Source organism: Arcicella sp. GW458-12-2-14-TSB2, assembly GCF_059423785.1.
Genome location: NZ_JBWKYN010000098.1, coordinates 1 through 20,607, shown reverse-complemented (window position 1 = coordinate 20,607; position 20,607 = coordinate 1). Strand labels below are relative to the sequence as shown.

Here is a 20,607-nt window from a genome sequence, read left to right as displayed (position 1 = left end):
TAAACTAAGTCTTTTAGAATAGCTTGTTCCAAAATTTACTCAACGTAGCGATGCTATGCTTCGCAAATTTTGAAAAATCAATTCAAAAATACAATACTTTCACCTCAGAAACCGAAAGTTTAAACAGCTTCAATATTTATTAATATATCAATATCAAGAGGTTTACGAAAGTAAGCCTCTTGGTGTTTTATGGTAAAAGCATTAGTCGATTGAGTGCCTGTTGTTCAAGCCTGACAAGTCTTTCCATTTCTTCTTCGTATAAATTTGATTTTACTTCAAGGAAAAAAAAGAACTGATAATCAGAATATTTTTGAAAAGTAAAACGGATTCTTTCTACTTGATAATCTGAAGTAATCACAGCTACCATATCGGGTTCATAGCGATTAATGATTCTATGACATAGCTGAATGTCTTCAATAGCAGTTTCGCCTAAAGAGAATTCAACAAACCTGTCGTGAGCAATTCCCTCTTCTAATAAAAAATTCTGTAGATGTTGGGCATGTGGGTACTCAGAAGTGTTGAAATGACTACCAAAGCCACCAGTACATAAAACATAAAATTCAGGATTATTTTTCAAGAATTTTGATGCACCCAATACTCTGTCAATGGCAATCGGTGAAAGGTTCCCATCATAAGTATTGGCATCAGCCATGATAATCAATAATCCGTTCATAAGGAAAATACCATTTAATAATTTTATAGTTTTATTTGATGGGAAGACATGGCAAAGATAGAACTATAATTGCTAAATAGTTTTTGCCTATCAAAGGGAAATTATGCAAAACTCTTAACTTTGTAATTCAAAAACTGTCAAACCTTATGAATCTTACCCTTTCTCAAGATGCTGATAAGGCATCTATCTTTGAACAAATTGCAGCTGCTTTGGCGGAAGATAACTTTACTGTAGTTAAACAAGACCAAACTCGTCCTTGGGGAGGTTTTTTTGTTATCGACGAAACTCAAGCACCAGCTTTTGCAGCTAAATATTTTCCACATTTGGAAATGTCTGAAATTCAGATTACCAATAAATTATCACCAAAGATTTTAGTTGTAGCTCCTGAAAAACGTTTGTCATGGCAATATCATTTCCGTCGTGCTGAAATCTGGAAAGTAATTGCAGGTACTACAGTAGGTGTAAAGATTAGTGATACAGACGAAGAGTCTGACGAAGTGAAAGTATTAGAATCAGGAAGTTTTATTCAGATGGATACAGGCGAACGCCACCGTTTAATTGGTTTAGATGGTTGGGGAATAGTAGCCGAAATCTGGCAACATACTGACCCTGAAAATCCATCCGACGAGGAAGATATTGTGAGATTACAAGATGATTTTGGAAGATAATTCCAACCATTATTAGCTTTATTGTGTCATTAATTTACCATAATAAAAAAAAGGTCGTCAAGAATCATCTATTTTCTGACGACCTTTTTTGTAGTCATAACACCTGAAAAAAACAGAATTTTATGGAAAAATGGTATGTTTTTTGATATAAATATTTAATAAGAAAGCATTTTACATCGCCAAAAAAATAAACACGATAAGCAAGGATATAAAAAAAATGCAAATACAACAAGTTTACTAAAACTAGCTTGCTTTACAATTATTTAACATAACCTGCACATATTAAATATTTAATACCTGCCAATAGCTTCAACCGCTTATCACCGAGTTTTACCTTTTCTAAAAAAAATCATAAAAAACTTTGAGCCAGTTGAAAGTTTCCATAGCTTTGCATAAGAAACTTTTAATGTTTCTAAAGTTTCCTTACCAAATTATTACATCACATTGGAAATCAAAGAAAGAATCATCATTAAGGCGAAAGAATTGTTTTTTCGTTACGGAGTAAAATCTGTGACTATGGATGATATTGCCAACGAATTAGGAATCTCTAAAAAAACGATTTATCTGCATTTTGAAGACAAAGACGATATTGTGTTTCAGTTATTTCAAAGAGAAATGAAGGAAGATAAATGTGAATGGGAAGAACTACACAATTCGTCAAAGAATGTTATAGATAGAATGGTAAAGTCAATGGAGGTCATTAAGCAAGCCTTTGCCGAGGTAAATCCATCAACATTATTTGATATTAAAAAGTACCATCCTAGGTCATGGAATATCTTTCAAGAACATAAGGAAAAATTCATCCTAGAAAGTATCAAAAAAGATTTAATTGAAGGCATAGAGCAAGGCTTGTTCAGAGCAGAAATTAAAATAGATATTCTTGCTAGAATGCGTCTTGAACAAATTGAAATGGGTTTTGATCCTAGCAGTTTTTCAATTAGCAAATTTACCATAGTAGAAGTGCAATTAGAACTCCTAGACCATTTTATCCGAGGTGTTTTAACCGAGAAAGGAACCAAAATTTATAATGAATACCAACAAAAGTAAACTTCAAATGAGAAAACTTCTAAGAGGTAATTTGCTCTTATTTAGCATTTTAATTACTTCACAATTCGTAAAAGCACAGCAAAGCTACTCTCTCCGCGAAGCGGTAGATTATGCTGTCAAGAATCATACCTCTATCAAAAATGCTCAAATTGATATTTTAACTGCTGAAGCAAGAGTAAGTGAATTGAAAGGTATTGGTTTGCCACAAGTGAGTGGAAATATTGGGTATACTAACAACCTGATTATTCAGAAAGTATTTATCCCTGCTAAAACATTCGACCCAAGTGCTAAAGAAGGGGATGTAATAGCGGCTGAATTTGGTGTTGCCAATAGCGGTCAGGCTGGTGTTAACCTGAACCAGATTTTGTTTGATGGTTCGTACTTACTGGGGCTTAAGGCAGCAGATGTATACAAAGAGCTATCTAAAAAAACACTGGTACAAACGAAGCAACAAGCCGCTGAGAATGTGACAAAAGCATATTACAGTATCTTGGTAAACGAAGAGAGAATCAAATTACTTGATTTAAACATTGGTCGTTTAGATTCTTTATTGCGTGATACCAAGGCATTGAACGTACAAGGTTTTACAGAAAAAATAGATGTGCAACGCCTTGAAGTTCAGATGAATAACTTGAAAATAGAAGCAAAGAATGTACAACGTTTGCAGGATTTAAGTTACCATCTGTTGAAATTTCAAATGGGAAAGAAGATTACTGAAAACATTACTTTAACGGATAAATTGGCCGATGTAAAAATTTCAGAGGTATTGCCAGAAACACCGCAGGATATTAAATATGGCAATCGTATTGAATATTCTATCCTTGAGACACAAAATCGTTTGGCTGAATTGGACGTAAAAAACCAGAAGGTGGGTTATTTACCAAGAGTAATGCTGACAGGTGGTTACAATTATTCGGCTGGTCGCCCTAAGTTTTCAGACTTAGTTACCAAGCCGTGGTTCAATGCCGCAACACTTGGCTTATCGATACAGATACCAATTTTTGATGGCTTCCAGAAGAAATACAAAATTGTTCAATCACAAAACAGTTTACAAAAAGTAAAAAACAGTTTTGAATTATTAGAAAACTCAATCGACCTTCAAGTTACACAAAGCCATATTACGTTAAAGAATGCTTATGAAACATTAGAAGAACAGAAAGCTAATATGGAATTGGCCAAAGAAGTAGTAAGAGTTACTAAAATAAAATATCAACAAGGGGTTGGGTCAAACTTAGAAGTGGTAAATGCTGAAATCGCTTACAAAGAAGCACAAACCAACTATTTTACAACATTCTATAATGCTTTAGTTGCAAAAGTAGATTTAGACAAAGCATTGGGAAGACTTTATACTGAATAGATTCAAATAAGAACATTAAATAATTTAGATTATAAAAAGACATTTACCATCATATCAACATGAAATATTTATTAAACAAACCAAATACCTCTAAGCTCACAGGGCTTCAATTATTATTGGTGGGGAGTATACTAACAAGTTCATTGTTCATGGCATCTTGTAGTAAACCAGATAAAAAAGCTGAATTGGCTAAGTTGAAAACAGAGCAAAAAGAGCTTGAAACCCAAATTAAGGCATTAGAAAAAGAGTTAGGAGCTGGCGAAGATAAAGCAGAAGCAAAAGTAATTACAGTTGCTGTAATGCCGATTCAGGCTGAAAATTTCAAACATTTTGTTGAAGCACAAGGCGTAGTTACTTCTAAAAACATTGTTCAAGTAACACCACAAATGGCAGGTGCTATCACAGGCATTTTTATCATTGATGGTCAAGCTGTGAAAAAAGGACAGTTGGTAGCTACTATCGACAACAATGTGTTGAAAGAAAGTTTAGCTGAAATCAAAAACCAGTTAGATTTAGCTGTTACGCTATACAATAAGCAAAAAACACTTTGGGATCAACAGATTGGTACAGAAGTGCAGTATCTTCAAGCGAAAGCGAACAAAGAATCTTTGGAGAGACGTATCGTAACGATGGAAACTCAGTTGGCAATGACTAAAGTATACGCACCAATTTCTGGAACAGTTGAAATCGTTCGCCAGAAAACAGGTGAAATGGGTTCTCCAGGTGTACCGATTGCTCAGATTGTAAACGTTGGCGACTTGAAAATCACGGCTAAAATTGCTGATACTTATGTGGGTTCTGTAAAACAAGGGGCTACCATGACAGTGAAATTTCCAGATATTAACAAAGAATTGAATACCAAAATTTCAGTAGTAAATGCTGTAGTTGACCCAGTTTCAAGAACGTTTGGTATTGAAGGAAACATTCCGAATTTGGGTGGGGCTTTAAAGCCAAATCAAGTAGCTATTGTTAATATCAACGATTTGACAAAATCTAATTCGTTAGTGGTTAATCAAAACATTATCCAGAAAACTGAATTAGGTGATATTGTTTACGTAGCCGTTACCGAAAATGGTAAGAAAGTAGCTCGTAGCAAAGTCGTTAAAACAGGTATTTCTTATAATGGTAATGTTGAAATTTTAGAAGGCCTTACTACGGGTGACTTAGTAATTACTCAAGGGTATCAAGAATTAGTAGATGGAACACCAGTGGCATTTTAATCAATAGCCATCTTCGCATTTACGCATTACTATCACTCAACATTTTATCATGAAAGAGCAAGAAGAAAACGAAGCCCTCACCAACGAGAAACATGGTTCGGGGGCCATATATAACATGATTGGTTGGTTAGCAACCAATCAGAAAACGGTGTATCTTTTCACCGTAGTGCTATTCATTGTCGGTATGGTTATTTATAACATTTTACCGAAAGAACAATTCCCTGATATTAAAGTACCGCAAATTTATGTACAAACTATTTATGCAGGAACAACGCCAGGGGATATTGAAAATACCATTACCAAGCCAATCGAAAAGCAAATCAAAACGATTGCTGGGGTAAAGAAAGTAAAGTCGAACTCACTACAAGATTTCTCGATTATTCTAGTTGAATTCAATCCTGATGTGAAAGTAGATGACGCTTTAAGAAAAGTAAAAGACAAAGTTGATATCGTAGAATTACCAAAAGATTTAACCAAGAAACCTGTTGTGCAGGATGTTAACTTTTCGGAATTCCCAATTATGAACATCAACTTAGCTGGGAACTTCCCGTTGGCTAAATTGAAAGATTTCGCAGAAGATTTACAAGATGAGATTGAAGGTTTACCAGAAATTACCCGTGTAGATATTGTAGGGGCATTAACACGTGAAATTCAAATCAACCTTGATTTATACAAAGCACAAGTAGCTGGACTTACTTTTAGTGATGTCCAAATGGCCATTCAGGGTGAAAACGTAAACATTTCTGGAGGTGAACTAAGCGTTGAAGGTGTTCGTAGAACGCTAAGAGTGAAAGGAGAGTTTAAATCGATGGATCAAATCCAGAATATTCGTCTTCGTTCGTCTTTAGGGGCAATGGTTCGTTTAGGAGATGTTGCCGAAGTAATTGATAGCAGTGAAGAACAGCAAGATTTTGCTCGTTTGAATAACAAGAAAGTAGTTACCCTGAACGTCATCAAACGTGGTGGTGCTAACTTGATTGCTGCCTCAGAGAAAATTGAGGAAATTATCGCAAAAGCTAAGGAGAATCGTTTACCACAAGGTTTAGAGATTAAAATCACTGCCGATTCATCTGAAAGAACAAAAGGAGATATTAACGACTTGGTAAATACTGTAATCCTCGGATTTATCTTCGTAGTATTAGTATTGATGTTCTTTATGGGCGTTCGTGATGCTATTTTCGTTGGTCTATCTGTTCCTTTGTCGGCCTTGTTAGCATTCATTCCTTTGTATTTCATGGGCTTTACCCTGAATACAATCGTACTTTTTGCTTTCTTACTCGGGCTAGGGATTGTTGTGGATGATGCCATCGTGGTTATTGAGAACTCACACCGTATTTTCAATCGCTATCGTCATATATCAATTGTTGATGCCGTAAAATTGGCAGCTTCGGAAGTATTTATCCCTGTATTATCAGGAACTACTACTACGATTATGCCTTTCGTACCGTTGCTTTTCTGGCCTGGTATCGTAGGTGAATTCATGAAGTTCTTACCAATTACTTTAATCTGTACGTTGATTGCTTCGTTGATTGTGGCTTATGTAATGAACCCAGTTTTTGCCGTTTCATTCATGAAACGTCATGATGAAAACGAGCATGTAGATACAAGTGTACAATCACTGAAAAAACCTGCTATTATATTAGCTGTCTGTGCGTTGCTTGGTTATATTGTGAACTTTGGCTTAGGAAACTTCTTTGTGTTGATTCTTGCATTGTATGTGTTCAACCATTTTATCCTTACGCCTAAAATCATCATTCCTTTCCAAGAAAAATCGTTACCAGCTTTCAAGAATAATTATCAAAAATTAATCTCTTGGGTAATTACAGGCTATCGTCCAGTATTTGCGGTAATAGGAATGGTTGTATTGTTGGTAGTTACTTTTGTTTTGATGGGAATAGTTCAACCAAAAGTAATATTCTTCCCAAGTGGCGACCCTGACTATATCTATATCTACAACAATATGCCTGTAGGTACTGATGCCCGTGTAACGGATTCGGTAACCAAGGTGATTGAAAAGAAGGTATTTGAGGTATTAAAAAGAGAAAATGCAGAAGGAATGGTTAACTCTGTGATTTCAAACGTTGGTAAAAATGCTGGTGACCCAACCAACCCAGATAGAGCACCAACGCCACAGAAATCTAAAGTAACTGTAGCCTTTGTGAGTAAAGTTAATCGTGGAGGTATTTCTTCGGAAGTGATTTTAGATAAGGTTCGTAAAGAGATTAAGGCATTGCCATTACCGGGTTCTATTATTTCAGTAGATAGAGAAAACAATGGACCACCAACAGGTGCACCTATTGCGATTGAAATAGCAGGGGATGACTTTAAAGAGTTGGCGAAACTTGAAAAAAGAGTGCTAAGTGCTATTGACAAGTCGGGCATTAAAGGTATTGAAGAGCTAAAATCAGATTTGATTACTAACAAGCCTGAAATTATCATTGATGTGGATAAAGAGAAAGCTCAACGTGAAGGTATTTCATCTGCACAAGTAGCGATGGCTGTTCGTACTGCTTTGTTCGGAACTGAAATATCTAAATTCAGAGATGATAAGGATGAATACCCAATTCAATTAAGGGTTAAATCGGAAGATAGAAATCAAATTGAAAAATTATTGAGTTTGAATATTACTTATAGAGATATGGTAATGGGTGGCGTATTACGTCAAGTACCTTTAAATTCTATTGCTACGATTTCTTACTCTACTTCTTTCAGTCAGATTAATCGTAAGAATCAAGAGCGTTTAGTAACATTGAGCTCGAATGTAGTACAAGGCTATAATGCTAATGAAATAGTTGCAGAGATTCAAGAGTTAATTGATGATATGGATGTACCAAGTGGCTATACACTTCGTATGGGAGGTGAACAAGAAGACCAAAAAGAAACGGGTACGTTCTTGGCAGGAGCCCTTGTTTCAGCAGTATTATTGATTTTCTTGGTATTGGTAATGCAGTTTAATTCTATCTCAAAACCAATTATCATTTTTGTTACCATCTTGCTTTCGTTTATTGGGGTATTGTTGGGCTTTATGGCATTTGGTCAAACGTTCTCTATTATTATGTCAGGGGTAGGTATTATCGCCTTGGCTGGTATTGTGGTAAAAAATGGTATTCTATTGATAGAATTTACCGATGAGTTAGTACACAGGGGTTATCCATTGAAGAAGGCCATCGTGGAAGCAGGAAGTACACGTTTGACGCCTGTAATCTTGACAGCCGCTGCCGCAGTATTAGGTTTAGTACCTTTGGCAATTGGTTTGAGTATCGACTTTGTGGCAATGTTTACAGAACTAAATCCACATATTCATACAGGGTCTGACAGTGCTGCTTTCTGGAATATCTTAGCATGGACGATTATCTACGGACTTACGTTCTCTACGATTCTTACCCTTGTTATCGTTCCTTGTATGTATTATATCAACGAACGAATCAGACAGAAATACTTTGGGAAACCAGTAGTACAAGAAGTTTAGAAAAAGAAGAAGCCACAGCAATTAAGTTGTGGCTTCTTCTTTTTTGTAATGATGAGGTTTCTATTTTTGAAAAGAATCAACAAACGTCTTTTTCAGTAATTTCCCTTTTTTTACTCGTTGCATTTCTTTGAAGCTTTTCTCAATGTTGTCAAGAGGTTCAATTTCTGTATGTTGAGCAAAAACACCATCAAGCTTTTTTAAGTCTTGGTATTTGTCTGTAATTATTTCCCAAACATTTATCGGTATAACTACTGCAGTGGGTTTTCCATAGGTATCGGATAAGTATTGTAATGCCATCGTCGTAATGTTTTAAAGTGATTATATTGGCGGTCGTGTAATCAAATATAACATATTTTACCGTTTTTGATGACAATGATTTTCTATTTTTAAAAGTTTTTAGACAGAATAAGTAAATTTACTTATGATTTTTAGCCTCTCTAAACCTCTATACGATGACAACGTTATTTTTTACGCTTAAACTTAGTAATACAGCCTTACTTAAAAACAATAACTTTATGTTCTTTCACACTGCCAGCATTTTTCACTTTTAGTACATACATACCCAAATTCAATCCTTCAGAAGGAATAACTTTCAAGATAGTATCTGTGATAGTATTCTTTTCAAAGGCAATATTTCTGCCGTTAATATCAAAAAGACTCAGTTCAGATTCCTCTGTATTTTCTACTTTAACATAGAATTCAGGAGTAATGACTGGATTAGGAAATACACCAAACGGGACATTGGCATCAGAAATAACTACTGATTGAGGAATGAAAACCTGTTCTTTTTTATCTGTCTCGATTAGCTTTAAACGATAATAATTTGTTCCGAATGATGGCGTTTCATCAACAAATTGATACGTTGTTTTATTTGAAGATTCTCCCGCAGCTTTTATTTTACTGATTTGAATATAGTTAATACTATCTCTACTTCTTTCCAATACAAAATAATCACTATTGATTTCTGTAGCAGTTTCCCAACTCAATGCTACTTTATGGGTCTCTACCGACTGTGCTTTGAAAGAGGTAAGGGCAGTGGATAATTTTATGAAGTCATTTTTAATGATAAAATTATCAAAGTCGAATGTCGGAGAACCCGTAATGCTTTTTGTCAGAATTTTGAATTTTGTCAAATTTCCATCGAGGTTATCTAGGGGCTGGTCGTTGCTGATTAATATAGCACCAGCATACAAATCATACTTTTTGGCATTAACCATACCACTTCTTACACCATCATTGTAGCTCATCGTGCCATTGCTATTGTTGATAAAAAGCGTGACAGGGATAAATGAATTAGCTAATTGAGGCGCTCCTTGAATAATAAGATTTGAAGGAGTATTTACTCCAAATTTAATGCTCATTACTGGCGAGGTTGGAGAAGCCGTACTATTATCAAAATTGGCTCCGTCGCCAAAATAAAATTCCACCGCATTGAGGTTTTCTGCCCCAATACTGCTAGCCCTAACCGAAAACTGAACATATAAAGTAGAAGGGGTAGGTGAAAAAGCAGTGCTTCTGGTTGCCCTACAAATAGAATTATTCCCTATAAATTTTAAATACTTCTCTCCGCTAGCATTAATTAATACATTAGTAAGGTAATTAAATTGACCCACTGTCGGAGTATTTTCACTTTCAAAAGGTATCTGCGAGCTTGTAGTAGCGGTTTCGAAGTTCTGATTAAAGTAAATAACTTGGGTTTGAGCCACTGTGAAGAAAAATCCCCAAAAAAGTACAATAAGCGTTAATTTCATTAGGCGAGTGCGGGTTGATATTGTAGAATTTATTATACGAAAATAAATAAATATTTTTCCGTACAAAATATTTCATAGATTTTAAATCTTATAACAAGCTATTTATGATATTTTTTTGATTGAATGTACAATAAATCAAAGAATTGAGCGATTTAGCAGCAATTTTAGCAATGCCTGCACACTTTTTTGATAAAACCCTATGAGCATAAGATTTATTACAGATTAATGTGATAGTTTTTATATGTTTAGATTTTTTAATAAATTGAGTAGCTATCAACAGCAACCTTACTTATCCTTTTTATTTTAAAATCTAAGCAATTGTGAAATTGCTATTAATCAACAATTTAATTCTTCATGCAACGCAGAACCTTTATTAAACAAACAACAGCATTAACGGCACTTGCTTCTGTAAGTGCGAAAGCGTCTGATAATTCAAACCTTGCTACGTTTCCGTTGGTAATATCAACTTGGAAAAATGAAAAGGCTAATTATGCGGCTTGGGAATCGCTACAAAAAACAGGCAAAGCCTTGGATGCCGTTGAGGCAGGAGCAAGGGTGCCTGAAGCCGACCCTAACGATACATCTGTAGGTTATGGGGGATTCCCAGACAGAGATGGTTTCGTAACCTTAGATGCCTGTATTATGGATGAAAAAGGAAATGCTGGCTCTGTAAATTTTTTGCAAAATATCATGCATCCTATTTCTGTAGCAAGAGCCGTGATGGAAAAAACGCCACACGTAATGCTGTCGGGTGAAGGTGCTTTACAATTTGCACTTTCTCAAGGATTTAAAAAAGAAAACCTCTTGACCGAAAATGCTAAAAAAGCTTGGATAGAGTGGAAGAAAACCTCAAAATATGAGCCTAAAATTAATATCGAGCGTCATGATACAATCGGATTGTTGGCTTTAGGAAACAAAGGTGAAATTTCTGGTGCTTGTACGACGAGTGGTTTAGCTTTTAAAATGCATGGTAGAGTAGGAGATTCGCCCATCATTGGTGCGGCTGTTTTCTGTGATGATGAAGTAGGTGGAGCATGTGCTACAGGACTAGGTGAATTTGTTTTAAAAACGTTAGGTTCATTTTTGATTGTAGAATTGATGAGAAACGGAAGAACACCTCAGCAAGCATGTGAAGAAGCCATCATGAGAATTGTAAAAAGATACAATTATAAAGAATTTCAGATTGGATATTTAGCAGTAAATAAGAAAGGAGAATATGGTGCTTATGCTATCCAACCAGGCTTTAATTATACAGTTACGATAGAAGGTGTGACCAAAGTGTATGATGCTGGGTCTTATATGAAATGAGAAATTAACAAAAAAATAATTTATATGAACCAACCTTTTTTGGGTTTTTTCAGTCCTTATAAATAGTACCTAATAAAGCCTTAAGTTCAATAGTTTATAAGCAATTAAGTACTCAATACGTCATTAAACAAAATATTTACCGTTTAATAAATTAAAAATGACTTAATGAGAAGTCTTTTGTAATTTTCGGAAAATTATTTGTAATTTTGTCGGACAAATATAAGAAAAGTACAAAATCTTTAATAGATCTCAAGAAATTAATAGCTAAGCGAAAATAATTGATTTCAATAAACCTATGAAACGAATTTTAAAAAACAATCCAATAGTAGTAGTAGCAATTCTATTGCTTTCCATAGCAACATTAATTACTTATAGTAGAAATATAGAAGTCATTAGTAACTCAAATAAAGGGTTTTTCTCTGGTAGAATCACTTTTGAAGAAAGTTATAAACATACAATTTATTCAGATAAGGTAGAAGTAAAAAAAGGTATTGAAAGAGGGCTGAAAACTTTAGCAATTGCGATAATAGACGAAAAAACGTCGGAATCAGTATTTGTAAAGTTATACGGTGTTCAAGAAAAAGGAACATTTTTTATCCCCGGCGAAGGCAAAGTACAAAACATAGGGAATTTGATAAAAAACGTAAACCATTTTAGAGAATTAAACAACTTTTACCAAACTACCTTAGTGAACGAAGAAGGATTGAAGAACGGAGTGGGAAGAGTAAATATTACAAAATTGACTGATACTGAAATAGAAGGAGAATTGATTATCATCGGAAATAATTCTGAAGGAAAACAAGCTCAGCTAGAATCAGCAAGATTTAAAGCAAAAATTTAATACAAAATAAGTATTAAGGTACTTATTAAAGAAATTATATTTAGTGGTTAGGTGATACTAAAACGTCTGTGCAATTGCAACAGACGTTTTTTGTTTTGTTACCAATCAAAGAAAAGTATTTATGGTTTGCTATATTTAACTTTACTAAAAAACTAAATATTATGAACCAACAATTTTCTGTATTTGAGGTAATCTTATTTGTTGGTATAATACAAGGATGTGTAATATCTATTTTGATATTTCTCCAGAAGCCATTATATCTTAATAAAAAGCTATTAGCTTATATTCTTGTTGTTTTTAATATTTTATGCATCAAAATCCTTCTTCATACTACCCATCTTTGGGATAACCCTTCTATACGCTATTTGCCCATTTCATTAGAATTATTGATTGCTCCTATTATCTATTTTTATGCCATTTCATTAACCAATTCGTCTTTTAAATACAGTAAAAAACACCTTTGGCATTTTTTACCTTATGCTATTTTCGCCATGTATTCAATAATAGTATATCTAACAGTATTGCCAATAAACACAATCGGAGAAAAAGATAAATTGGCGGAGGCATTATATTTCAATGAAATAAAGACTTTAGAAGATATCTTATCTGTCATTTCAGCAATTGTCTATTGGTTGTTAAGTTACCGTCAAATTGTTCATTATGATAAAAACACATATCTGCAAACCGCAAATTCTGATATCTCAACGTTGCAATGGCTCAGGAATATCATGGTGCTTTCGGGTATTTTGATAGTTTTATTAGGTTTTAGTCTTTGGCAAAATCAACTGGTATCATGGAAATTTTTTCATGTTTTTCTGGCAGGGTTAATTTATTATATGGGCTTTAGAGGCTATAACATTAATCCTCTCAACATTCCTAAAGAAGTCAAGTTAGTATCAGACAAACCACAAGAGACTAATGTATCCCTACTAAACCCTGAACGACAACTAGCTCAAATTGCAATTTTACAGGCTTTAGAGCAAGATAAAATTTACCTAACCGTTGAATTAACCATTGATTCACTGGCAAAAAGTATAAATCTGTCACCCAGTCTGATTTCTTCAGTGATTAATAATGAATTGAATACCAATTTCCGAAGCCTTATCAACCGCTATCGCATTGATGAAATAAAGCAAAGACTTTTAACGGACGAAGTTGAAAAATTATCAATTGCGGGCTTGGCTTATGAATGTGGCTTTAATTCAGAAGCTAGTTTTTATCGTGTCTTCAAAGCAATTGAAGGCGTATCTCCTAAAGAATTTCTAGAGAAACATAAAAATAATGACTCTCAAAATATTTTTTGAGAGTTTTTTATGATGTAGAAAGCCTTGGTTTGCAGGACAAATCAACATCTTTCGCTCATGAGAAAAATTATTTATCTAGGTATTTTAGCATCGCTACTTTTTTGTTCCTGCTCTTTACGGTTTTTGAATGGTAAAAATAAAACCTTCCAACCGCTCCCTTTTACGAAACAAATTCGGAAACCTGAGAAAATCGAAGAGGCTTACGATTTCCTGAAAAATAAAACTGAATATGATGCTTTCGTAGCAATTAAAGACGACAGCATACTGGCACAATGGGGCGAAGTAGATTTGCCTATTATGACTCACTCTGCCCGAAAAAGCATTATTAGCGTTTTGTATGGAATAGCCATAGACAAAGGTATTGTTCGGCTAAACCAAACACTTGACGAGCTAGGAATTGATGATAGCAAGGCTCCTTTGACAGCCCCCGAAAAAACCTGTACGATTAGAGATTTGCTGATGTCAAGGTCGGGTATTTATATTGAAGCCTCTGGTGAGACCAAAGAGATGAAGGCATCGCGTCCGCAAAGAGGGATGCACAAGCCTGGCGAGTTTTATTATTATAACAATTGGGGCTTTAATGTATTAGGGACGATTTTAGAGAACCAAGCCAAGATGAGCATTGGACAAATGATGGAAGAATGGCTTGCAAAGCCATTAGGCATGGAAAAATTCAGGGCAAATCATGTTACTTATAAACAGCCTTCGTTTTCTGAACATCGACAATATATCATTTATCTGACGGCCTCTGACTTAGCTCGAATTGGACTTTTGATATTGCACGAAGGAAAATGGCGAGGTAAAAAAATAGTTTCGTCGGAATGGATTAAAGAAAGTACCACAGCTTATTCAGCAGTGAAAGATAATGAGCCAATGGATCATTATGGTTATTTATGGCTGATTGACCAAGATGATAAAACCATTTGGGCATCGGGTTGGGGAGGACAATTTATGATTATTGACTCCAGAAATCATTTAGTAGTCGTTTCCAGAAATGATACGGGTCGTTCTTTACTACAACAAGGCCTATTTATGTGGAAAGGTAAACAAGGGCTTAGGAGGCATCATCAATTACTTTACCATTTGATGATAGATGTTCAGTAACGTTGGACAAGTACCTTGTAAATCTATTCAAACGTTTGTCAACATTCTGTAGAAATAGCGAAACAAGGGAATCAATTCGTTACTACAATTTAGTGTTTTATTTTGTTCGGATATTTTGTATTTACCCAAGTTAATAAAAAGATATTGCACTTCGCTTTTGTATTTAACTAAGAATCAGTAATTTTGCACCCTAATTTATTAGGATAAAGGAGTACATACGTGAGAACCTATATTAGTTATTCTGTTTTGTATGTGAAAATTAACCTAAGAAAAACGATAAAAAACAAATAATCAACATATTAACAATGGCACGTGATTTAAAGTACACAAGAAACATTGGTATTGCTGCCCACATTGATGCGGGTAAAACAACAACCACTGAGCGTATTCTTTACTATGCTGGTGTAAGCCACAAAATTGGTGAGGTACACGATGGTGCAGCAACAATGGACTGGATGGAGCAAGAGCAAGAAAGAGGTATTACCATTACTTCAGCTGCAACTACTGTAGGCTGGAAATACAGAGAACAAGATTACCACATTAACATTATCGATACTCCAGGTCACGTGGATTTTACCGTTGAGGTAAACCGTTCGTTACGTGTATTAGATGGTCTTGTATTTTTATTTAGTGCCGTTGATGGTGTTGAGCCTCAATCTGAAACTAACTGGCGTTTAGCAAACAACTATAACGTAGCTCGTTTAGGTTTCGTTAATAAAATGGACCGTTCGGGTGCAGACTTCTTGAATGTTTGTAGACAAGTAAAAGAAATGTTAGGTTCTTATGCTGTGCCTTTACAATTGCCAATCGGTGCTGAAGATAAGTTTGAAGGTGTTGTTGACTTAGTTAACTTCCGTGGTATCAAATGGAACGAGCACGATAAAGGAATGACTTTTGAAGTTGTGCCTATTCCTGAAGATATGATCGACGAAGCAACTGAATACCGTGAGAAATTATTGGAAGCAGTAGCAGAATTTGATGATACTTTGATGGAGAAATACTTCGAAGATCCAGAATCAATTTCTGAAGATGAAATCTTAGCTGCACTTCGTGCTGCTACTATCGCAATGAAAATCGTTCCGATGCTTTGTGGTTCATCATTCAAAAACAAAGGTGTTCAAACAATGCTTGACTATGTGATGGCATTATTACCTTCACCTTTAGATAAAGATAATATCGTAGGTACTGACCCACGTACTGATGCTGAAATCATTCGTAAACCGTCTACTCAAGATCCATTTGCAGCTTTAGCATTTAAAATTGCAACTGACCCTTACGTAGGTCGTTTATGTTTTGTTCGTGCTTATTCAGGTGTATTAGAGGCTGGTTCTTATATCTTGAACAACCGTTCTGGAAACAAAGAGCGTATCTCTCGTATCTTCCAAATGCACGCTAACAAGCAAAATTCTATCGAAAGATTAGAAGCTGGTGATATCGCTGCGGTTGTTGGATTTAAAGACATCAAAACTGGTGATACTTTATCTGATGAGAAAAACCCAATCGTTCTTGAATCAATGGTATTCCCTGAGCCAGTTATCGGGTATGCTATCGAGCCTAAGAAATCAGCTGACCAAGATAACTTCTCGAAAGCTATTGGTAAGTTAATCGAAGAAGATCCAACGTTACAAGTTGAATCTAACGAAGAAACAGGACAGACTATCATTAAAGGTATGGGTGAGCTTCACCTTGAAATCATCATCGACCGTATGCGTCGTGAATTCAAAGTTGAAGTAAACCAAGGTGCTCCGCAAGTAGCTTACAAAGAATCATTGACGAAATCTACTGAACACCGTGAAGTTTACAAAAAACAATCAGGTGGTAAAGGTAAATTTGCCGATATCGCATTTGAAATCGGACCAAGAGAAGATGGTAAAGAAGGATTGGAATTCGTTAATGCTATCGTTGGTGGGGTAATTCCAAGAGAATTTATTCCTTCAATCCAAAAAGGATTTGAAGCAGCAATGAAAAACGGTGCTTTAGCTGGATATCCAATGGATTCAATGAAAGTTCGTTTATACCACGGTTCTTTCCACGATGTCGATTCAGATGCGTTGTCATTCGAAATGGCAGCTCGTTTGGGTTACAAAGAAGCAGCTAAACAAGCTGGAGCTAAAATCATGGAACCAATCATGGCTGTAGAAGTTGTTACTCCTGACGAATACACAGGTCCTATCACTGGTGACATGAACCGTCGTCGTGGTATGATGAAAGGTATGGATTCTAAACAAGGTGCTGTAATCTTGAAAGCTGATATCCCTTTATCTGAATTGTTCGGTTATGTAACTGATTTACGTACTATGTCTTCTGGACGTGCTACTGCAAACTTAACGTTCTCTCACTATGAATTCGTGCCACAAAACTTGGCTGAAGAAATCGTGAAAAAAGCGAAAGGATTGTAATTCATCCCAGCGTACTAGTAAAAAATATAAAAGCCTTCACGGAGTTAACTCTGTGAAGGCTTTTTGTTTATAAAGAATATTTTTAGCCAATCATTTTTTGTGAAAGATGTAAACTAAGATTAGCTCCTCCTCTTCCTCCCGACAACAAACATAATTCCTTAAACTTTCCGGGGGTAATGCCTACATGCTTTTTGAAGATAATAAAGAAGTAATTAGTACTGCCAAAACCTGCCTTGAAACAAGCATCGCTAATATCATTTCTGGTTTCAGCCAATAACTCTTTAGCAATCTTGATTCTCTCTTGATTGATAAAATCAACAGGTGTAATGCCTAATTCTCTTTTGAATTGACGAAAGAAATTAGGCTTGCTCATACAAGCTAAATCACAAAGCTTTTCTATATTCAGTTTCTCAGTGATGTGTTCTTTGATATATTGAATCACGAAGGCAAAGCGATTGGTATTAGCATATTTTTTATAATTATCTACAATCAATACCCTTGCTTGTGTCTGCATGAGTCTGATTAACAATTCATTAACCATAAAATTAGCAAATAAGTCTTTCGCTGAATTGGTTTCTGTAGAAACTTTTACAAGGCGGTCAATCGTATTGCTGACTTCCAACGAGTTTTTTAAATGGAAGGTATCTAAATCTATTTGCCACGACTCATGTTCTTCTACTTTAGCATATTTTTCATTTAATAGATTGACAGTTTCTTTAATTTGCTCACTTTTAATCGCAAGAGCCATGCATTGCGTGGGGTTCGAGAAATCCGCTTCTGGAAAATCTATCTTCATTTCCTCATTGGCAGGTACAATTACTGACTCGCCAGGAAGGTATTCAAAACCTTGCTTATCAAACAAATGCATTACTTTTTTACCACGAAACATCGTAGTAAGCACAAAGCTATTGAATTTTAAACGGACGTCTTCACTTTGCTGATGAGTCTCGAATATATTCAATTCAAAATTATCCAATGAATATACAGTACGGTTCTCAACGAGCGTAATTAAATCCTTTACCGGCTTTAGTGCTGGCGACTGGGGCTTATGAATCTGTTTCATTTTAATTTGATTGAACCCAATGGTTAATGGTAGCACAAGTGCTGTAAAACTTTATTTACAATAATACTAAGATGAGCTTATTGATGCAATTTGCTAAATATTAAATGATACAATAGTCAATTTTAATGATACGATTATCACGTTTATGGCAATAATTCAATATTATGACAAAAAAATACTATGATACTATCATCAAGTTTTGTGATATAAAAGTAAATAGTAATAGTAATAATTCAAGATAAATTTGTAAAAAATAAATCACGAAACGCATTTAATTTTTATTATGGAAAATCTTGAAGCAGAAGCTCCTGTAACTGCGAGCTCAAATACCGACAATCTTATAGCAAGACCAATTTTTAGAAATCAATACGAAAACTTTATCGGTGGTAAATGGGTGGCACCTGTAAAAGGGCAATATTTTGAAAATACATCACCTATTGATGCCAAGGTTATTTCTAAAGTACCTCGCTCGACAAAAGAAGATGTTGAATTAGCATTAGATGCAGCTCATGAGGCTTTTGCTACGTGGTCAAAGACTTCGGCAACAACACGAAGTAATATCCTACTGAAAATTGCTGATATTATTGAGCAAAACCTGATGTATTTAGCTACTGTTGAAACAATTGATAACGGTAAGCCTATCAGAGAAACCATCAATGCTGATTTACCTTTAGTAATTGACCACTTCCGTTATTTTGCAGCTTGTATCAGAACAGATGAAGGTTCTGCTGCCGAACATGACCCCAACACACTTTCTTTGATTATCCATGAGCCTATTGGCGTGGTTGCTCAAATTATTCCATGGAATTTCCCTCTTTTGATGGCTACTTGGAAAATGGCTCCTGCTTTAGCGGCCGGTTGTACGATTGTGATGAAGCCAGCAGAACAAACGCCTGTAAGTATTTTGTGTTTATTAGAATTGATTCAAGATGTTTTACCAGCAGGAGTATTGAACATTGTGAATGGGTTTGGTTTGGAAGCTGGTAAGCCTTTGGCAAGTTCTACTAGAGTGTCGAAGGTTTCATTTACAGGCGAAACCACTACAGGACGTTTAATCATGCAGTATGCTTCAGAAAACATTATTCCAGTAACGATGGAATTGGGTGGGAAATCACCAAATATTTTCTTCCCAAGTATCATGGAGGCAGATGATGATTTCTTTGATAAGTGTTTGGAAGGTGCAGCGATGTTTGCATTGAATCAAGGTGAAATATGTACTTGTCCTTCAAGAATCCTTGTACACGAGTCTATCGCTGATGCCTTTATTGCTAGATTAATTGATAGGGTAAATGCTATCAAAAAAGGACACCCATTAGATATGACTACGATGATTGGTGCACAGGCTTCGAACGACCAATACGAGAAAATATTATCATACTTGAAAATTGGAGCAGACGAAGGGGCGGAAACACTTTGTGGAGGAGCTGCGCATTTACAAGAGGGCGACGCTGTTAATGGCTATTATATTCAACCGACGATTTTGAAAGGACATAACAAAATGCGTGTTTTCCAAGAAGAAATCTTTGGCCCTGTAGCCGCATTAACGACTTTTAAAACTGTGGAGGAAGCAATTGAAATTGCTAATGATACGCTGTATGGTTTAGGTGCTGGTGTTTGGACGCGTGATGCACATGAATTGTATCAAGTACCAAGAGCTATTCAGGCTGGTCGTGTTTGGGTAAACTGCTATCATGCATATCCTGCTCACGCTCCGTTTGGTGGATACAAAAAATCTGGATTTGGTCGCGAAAATCATAAAATGATGCTCGACCATTATCGTTCTTGCAAAAATATGTTGATTTCTTATGATAAAAAGGCATTAGGATTCTTTTAGGGGCTATCGGCTTTCGGTCATCGGCTTTCAGTAATATGTTTGCTTGTAGTAAGTAAAAAGCCGACATCTGATGACCGATAGCTGAAAGTTCACTTCCGATGACTGAAAGCTGAAATCCGACGACCGATAGCCATTTAATCATAAAATTCATGGACAAAACCCCTAGAGTATTGGTTACTGCCAAGGCAGAGGAGTTAATTGACCGCCTGCGTAAGGAACATGGACCCATTATGTTTCATCAAAGCGGAGGGTGTTGTGATGGTTCTGCTCCCATGTGTTTTCCTGTTGGTGAATTTAAAACAGGTGCTAACGATGTTTTATTGGGCGAAATTCATGGTTGCGAATTTTTTATGAGTGCCTTTCAGTTTGAATATTGGCAATATACCCAGTTAACATTAGATGTTGTTGAAGGGAGAGGAGCTAGCTTTTCTTTAGAAATACCCTTGGGTCTGCGGTTTATTATTCGTTCACAAGTGTATACTGAAGCTGAACTTCAAAATCTAAGTGCTGTTTCAAAAGGAGAATAATCTATTAATCACTAGGGAGGGACTTAAGTCCCTCCCTAGTGA

Annotated in this window: 16 protein-coding genes; 12 read left to right on the top strand and 4 right to left on the bottom strand. The window is 35.6% G+C overall.

What is annotated here, in order from left to right; translation table 11 throughout:
• Window positions 1–187: 187 nt before the first annotated feature.
• Window positions 188–673, bottom strand: a complete 486-nt coding sequence (locus AC07XN_RS14750; RefSeq protein ID WP_494743625.1) for a YdcF family protein — start codon at window positions 671–673, stop codon at window positions 188–190.
• A 146-nt stretch (window positions 674–819) separates the two neighbouring features.
• Between AC07XN_RS14750 and AC07XN_RS14745 the strand changes: the two genes are divergently transcribed.
• From AC07XN_RS14745 to AC07XN_RS14725, 5 genes are all read left to right on the top strand, one after another.
• Window positions 820–1,341: a cupin domain-containing protein gene (locus tag AC07XN_RS14745; RefSeq protein WP_309920937.1), complete on the top strand. Its 522-nt coding sequence runs from the start codon at window positions 820–822 to the stop codon at window positions 1,339–1,341.
• A 444-nt stretch (window positions 1,342–1,785) separates the two neighbouring features.
• Window positions 1,786–2,388 carry a TetR/AcrR family transcriptional regulator gene (locus AC07XN_RS14740; protein WP_309920934.1) on the top strand — a complete coding sequence of 201 codons (603 nt, stop codon included), beginning with the start codon at window positions 1,786–1,788 and terminating at the stop codon, window positions 2,386–2,388.
• Window positions 2,389–2,395: 7 nt separating this feature from the next.
• Window positions 2,396–3,745 carry a TolC family protein gene (locus tag AC07XN_RS14735; protein ID WP_309920930.1) on the top strand — a complete coding sequence of 450 codons (1,350 nt, stop codon included), beginning with the start codon at window positions 2,396–2,398 and terminating at the stop codon, window positions 3,743–3,745.
• Window positions 3,746–3,804: 59 nt separating this feature from the next.
• A complete protein-coding gene (locus tag AC07XN_RS14730) occupies window positions 3,805–4,965 on the top strand; it encodes an efflux RND transporter periplasmic adaptor subunit (protein WP_494743624.1) in 1,161 nt (386 codons plus the stop codon).
• Between the two features lie 115 nt (window positions 4,966–5,080).
• Window positions 5,081–8,434 carry an efflux RND transporter permease subunit gene (locus AC07XN_RS14725; RefSeq protein WP_494743626.1) on the top strand — a complete coding sequence of 1,118 codons (3,354 nt, stop codon included), beginning with the start codon at window positions 5,081–5,083 and terminating at the stop codon, window positions 8,432–8,434.
• Window positions 8,435–8,494: 60 nt separating this feature from the next.
• Here the strand turns inward: AC07XN_RS14725 and AC07XN_RS14720 are convergent, their stop codons facing one another.
• Window positions 8,495–8,731, bottom strand: a complete 237-nt coding sequence (locus AC07XN_RS14720) for a hypothetical protein (RefSeq protein ID WP_309920924.1) — start codon at window positions 8,729–8,731, stop codon at window positions 8,495–8,497.
• Window positions 8,732–8,928: 197 nt separating this feature from the next.
• Window positions 8,929–10,185, bottom strand: a complete 1,257-nt coding sequence (locus tag AC07XN_RS14715; protein ID WP_494743623.1) for a T9SS type A sorting domain-containing protein — start codon at window positions 10,183–10,185, stop codon at window positions 8,929–8,931.
• A gap of 354 nt (window positions 10,186–10,539) precedes the next feature.
• On the opposite strand from AC07XN_RS14715, the gene AC07XN_RS14710 reads away from it, so the two are divergent.
• From AC07XN_RS14710 to fusA, 5 genes are all read left to right on the top strand, one after another.
• Window positions 10,540–11,493, top strand: coding sequence for a glycosylasparaginase (locus AC07XN_RS14710; protein ID WP_309920918.1), 954 nt, complete (start codon window positions 10,540–10,542; stop codon window positions 11,491–11,493).
• A 295-nt stretch (window positions 11,494–11,788) separates the two neighbouring features.
• Window positions 11,789–12,334 carry a hypothetical protein gene (locus AC07XN_RS14705; RefSeq protein ID WP_323246654.1) on the top strand — a complete coding sequence of 182 codons (546 nt, stop codon included), beginning with the start codon at window positions 11,789–11,791 and terminating at the stop codon, window positions 12,332–12,334.
• 161 nt (window positions 12,335–12,495) lie between these two features.
• On the top strand, window positions 12,496–13,638 hold the full coding sequence (locus tag AC07XN_RS14700; RefSeq protein WP_494743622.1) for a helix-turn-helix domain-containing protein: 1,143 nt from the start codon (window positions 12,496–12,498) through the stop codon (window positions 13,636–13,638).
• Between the two features lie 57 nt (window positions 13,639–13,695).
• Complete coding sequence (locus AC07XN_RS14695; protein ID WP_494743621.1) at window positions 13,696–14,742, top strand: serine hydrolase domain-containing protein; 1,047 nt, start codon at window positions 13,696–13,698, stop codon at window positions 14,740–14,742.
• A gap of 305 nt (window positions 14,743–15,047) precedes the next feature.
• The gene (gene fusA / locus AC07XN_RS14690; protein ID WP_309920907.1) at window positions 15,048–17,141 is read left to right on the top strand and encodes an elongation factor G; all 2,094 of its coding nucleotides are present in this window, start codon (window positions 15,048–15,050) and stop codon (window positions 17,139–17,141) included.
• Between the two features lie 82 nt (window positions 17,142–17,223).
• On the opposite strand, the gene AC07XN_RS14685 is transcribed toward fusA, so the two are convergent.
• Window positions 17,224–18,204 carry an AraC family transcriptional regulator gene (locus AC07XN_RS14685; protein ID WP_309920904.1) on the bottom strand — a complete coding sequence of 327 codons (981 nt, stop codon included), beginning with the start codon at window positions 18,202–18,204 and terminating at the stop codon, window positions 17,224–17,226.
• Between the two features lie 283 nt (window positions 18,205–18,487).
• Here AC07XN_RS14685 and AC07XN_RS14680 point away from each other — a divergent pair, with 283 nt between their 5' ends.
• Window positions 18,488–20,038 carry an aldehyde dehydrogenase family protein gene (locus AC07XN_RS14680; RefSeq protein WP_309920900.1) on the top strand — a complete coding sequence of 517 codons (1,551 nt, stop codon included), beginning with the start codon at window positions 18,488–18,490 and terminating at the stop codon, window positions 20,036–20,038.
• A 149-nt stretch (window positions 20,039–20,187) separates the two neighbouring features.
• On the top strand, window positions 20,188–20,565 hold the full coding sequence (locus AC07XN_RS14675; protein ID WP_309920896.1) for a DUF779 domain-containing protein: 378 nt from the start codon (window positions 20,188–20,190) through the stop codon (window positions 20,563–20,565).
• The last annotated feature ends 42 nt before the right edge of the window (window positions 20,566–20,607 follow it).

What these genes read in the sequence shown, in the direction of transcription:
- AC07XN_RS14750 (WP_494743625.1), bottom strand. Translation starts at nt 673, where the DNA reads ATGAACGGATTATTGATTATCATGGCTGATGCCAATACTTATGATGGG.
- AC07XN_RS14745 (WP_309920937.1), top strand. Translation starts at nt 820, where the DNA reads ATGAATCTTACCCTTTCTCAAGATGCTGATAAGGCATCTATCTTTGAA.
- AC07XN_RS14735 (WP_309920930.1), top strand. Translation starts at nt 2,396, where the DNA reads ATGAGAAAACTTCTAAGAGGTAATTTGCTCTTATTTAGCATTTTAATT.
- AC07XN_RS14730 (WP_494743624.1), top strand. Translation starts at nt 3,805, where the DNA reads ATGAAATATTTATTAAACAAACCAAATACCTCTAAGCTCACAGGGCTT.
- AC07XN_RS14725 (WP_494743626.1), top strand. Translation starts at nt 5,081, where the DNA reads ATGATTGGTTGGTTAGCAACCAATCAGAAAACGGTGTATCTTTTCACC.
- AC07XN_RS14720 (WP_309920924.1), bottom strand. Translation starts at nt 8,731, where the DNA reads ATGGCATTACAATACTTATCCGATACCTATGGAAAACCCACTGCAGTA.
- AC07XN_RS14715 (WP_494743623.1), bottom strand. Translation starts at nt 10,185, where the DNA reads ATGAAATTAACGCTTATTGTACTTTTTTGGGGATTTTTCTTCACAGTG.
- AC07XN_RS14710 (WP_309920918.1), top strand. Translation starts at nt 10,540, where the DNA reads ATGCAACGCAGAACCTTTATTAAACAAACAACAGCATTAACGGCACTT.
- AC07XN_RS14705 (WP_323246654.1), top strand. Translation starts at nt 11,789, where the DNA reads ATGAAACGAATTTTAAAAAACAATCCAATAGTAGTAGTAGCAATTCTA.
- AC07XN_RS14700 (WP_494743622.1), top strand. Translation starts at nt 12,496, where the DNA reads ATGAACCAACAATTTTCTGTATTTGAGGTAATCTTATTTGTTGGTATA.
- AC07XN_RS14695 (WP_494743621.1), top strand. Translation starts at nt 13,696, where the DNA reads ATGAGAAAAATTATTTATCTAGGTATTTTAGCATCGCTACTTTTTTGT.
- fusA (WP_309920907.1), top strand. Translation starts at nt 15,048, where the DNA reads ATGGCACGTGATTTAAAGTACACAAGAAACATTGGTATTGCTGCCCAC.
- AC07XN_RS14685 (WP_309920904.1), bottom strand. Translation starts at nt 18,204, where the DNA reads ATGAAACAGATTCATAAGCCCCAGTCGCCAGCACTAAAGCCGGTAAAG.
- AC07XN_RS14680 (WP_309920900.1), top strand. Translation starts at nt 18,488, where the DNA reads ATGGAAAATCTTGAAGCAGAAGCTCCTGTAACTGCGAGCTCAAATACC.
- AC07XN_RS14675 (WP_309920896.1), top strand. Translation starts at nt 20,188, where the DNA reads ATGGACAAAACCCCTAGAGTATTGGTTACTGCCAAGGCAGAGGAGTTA.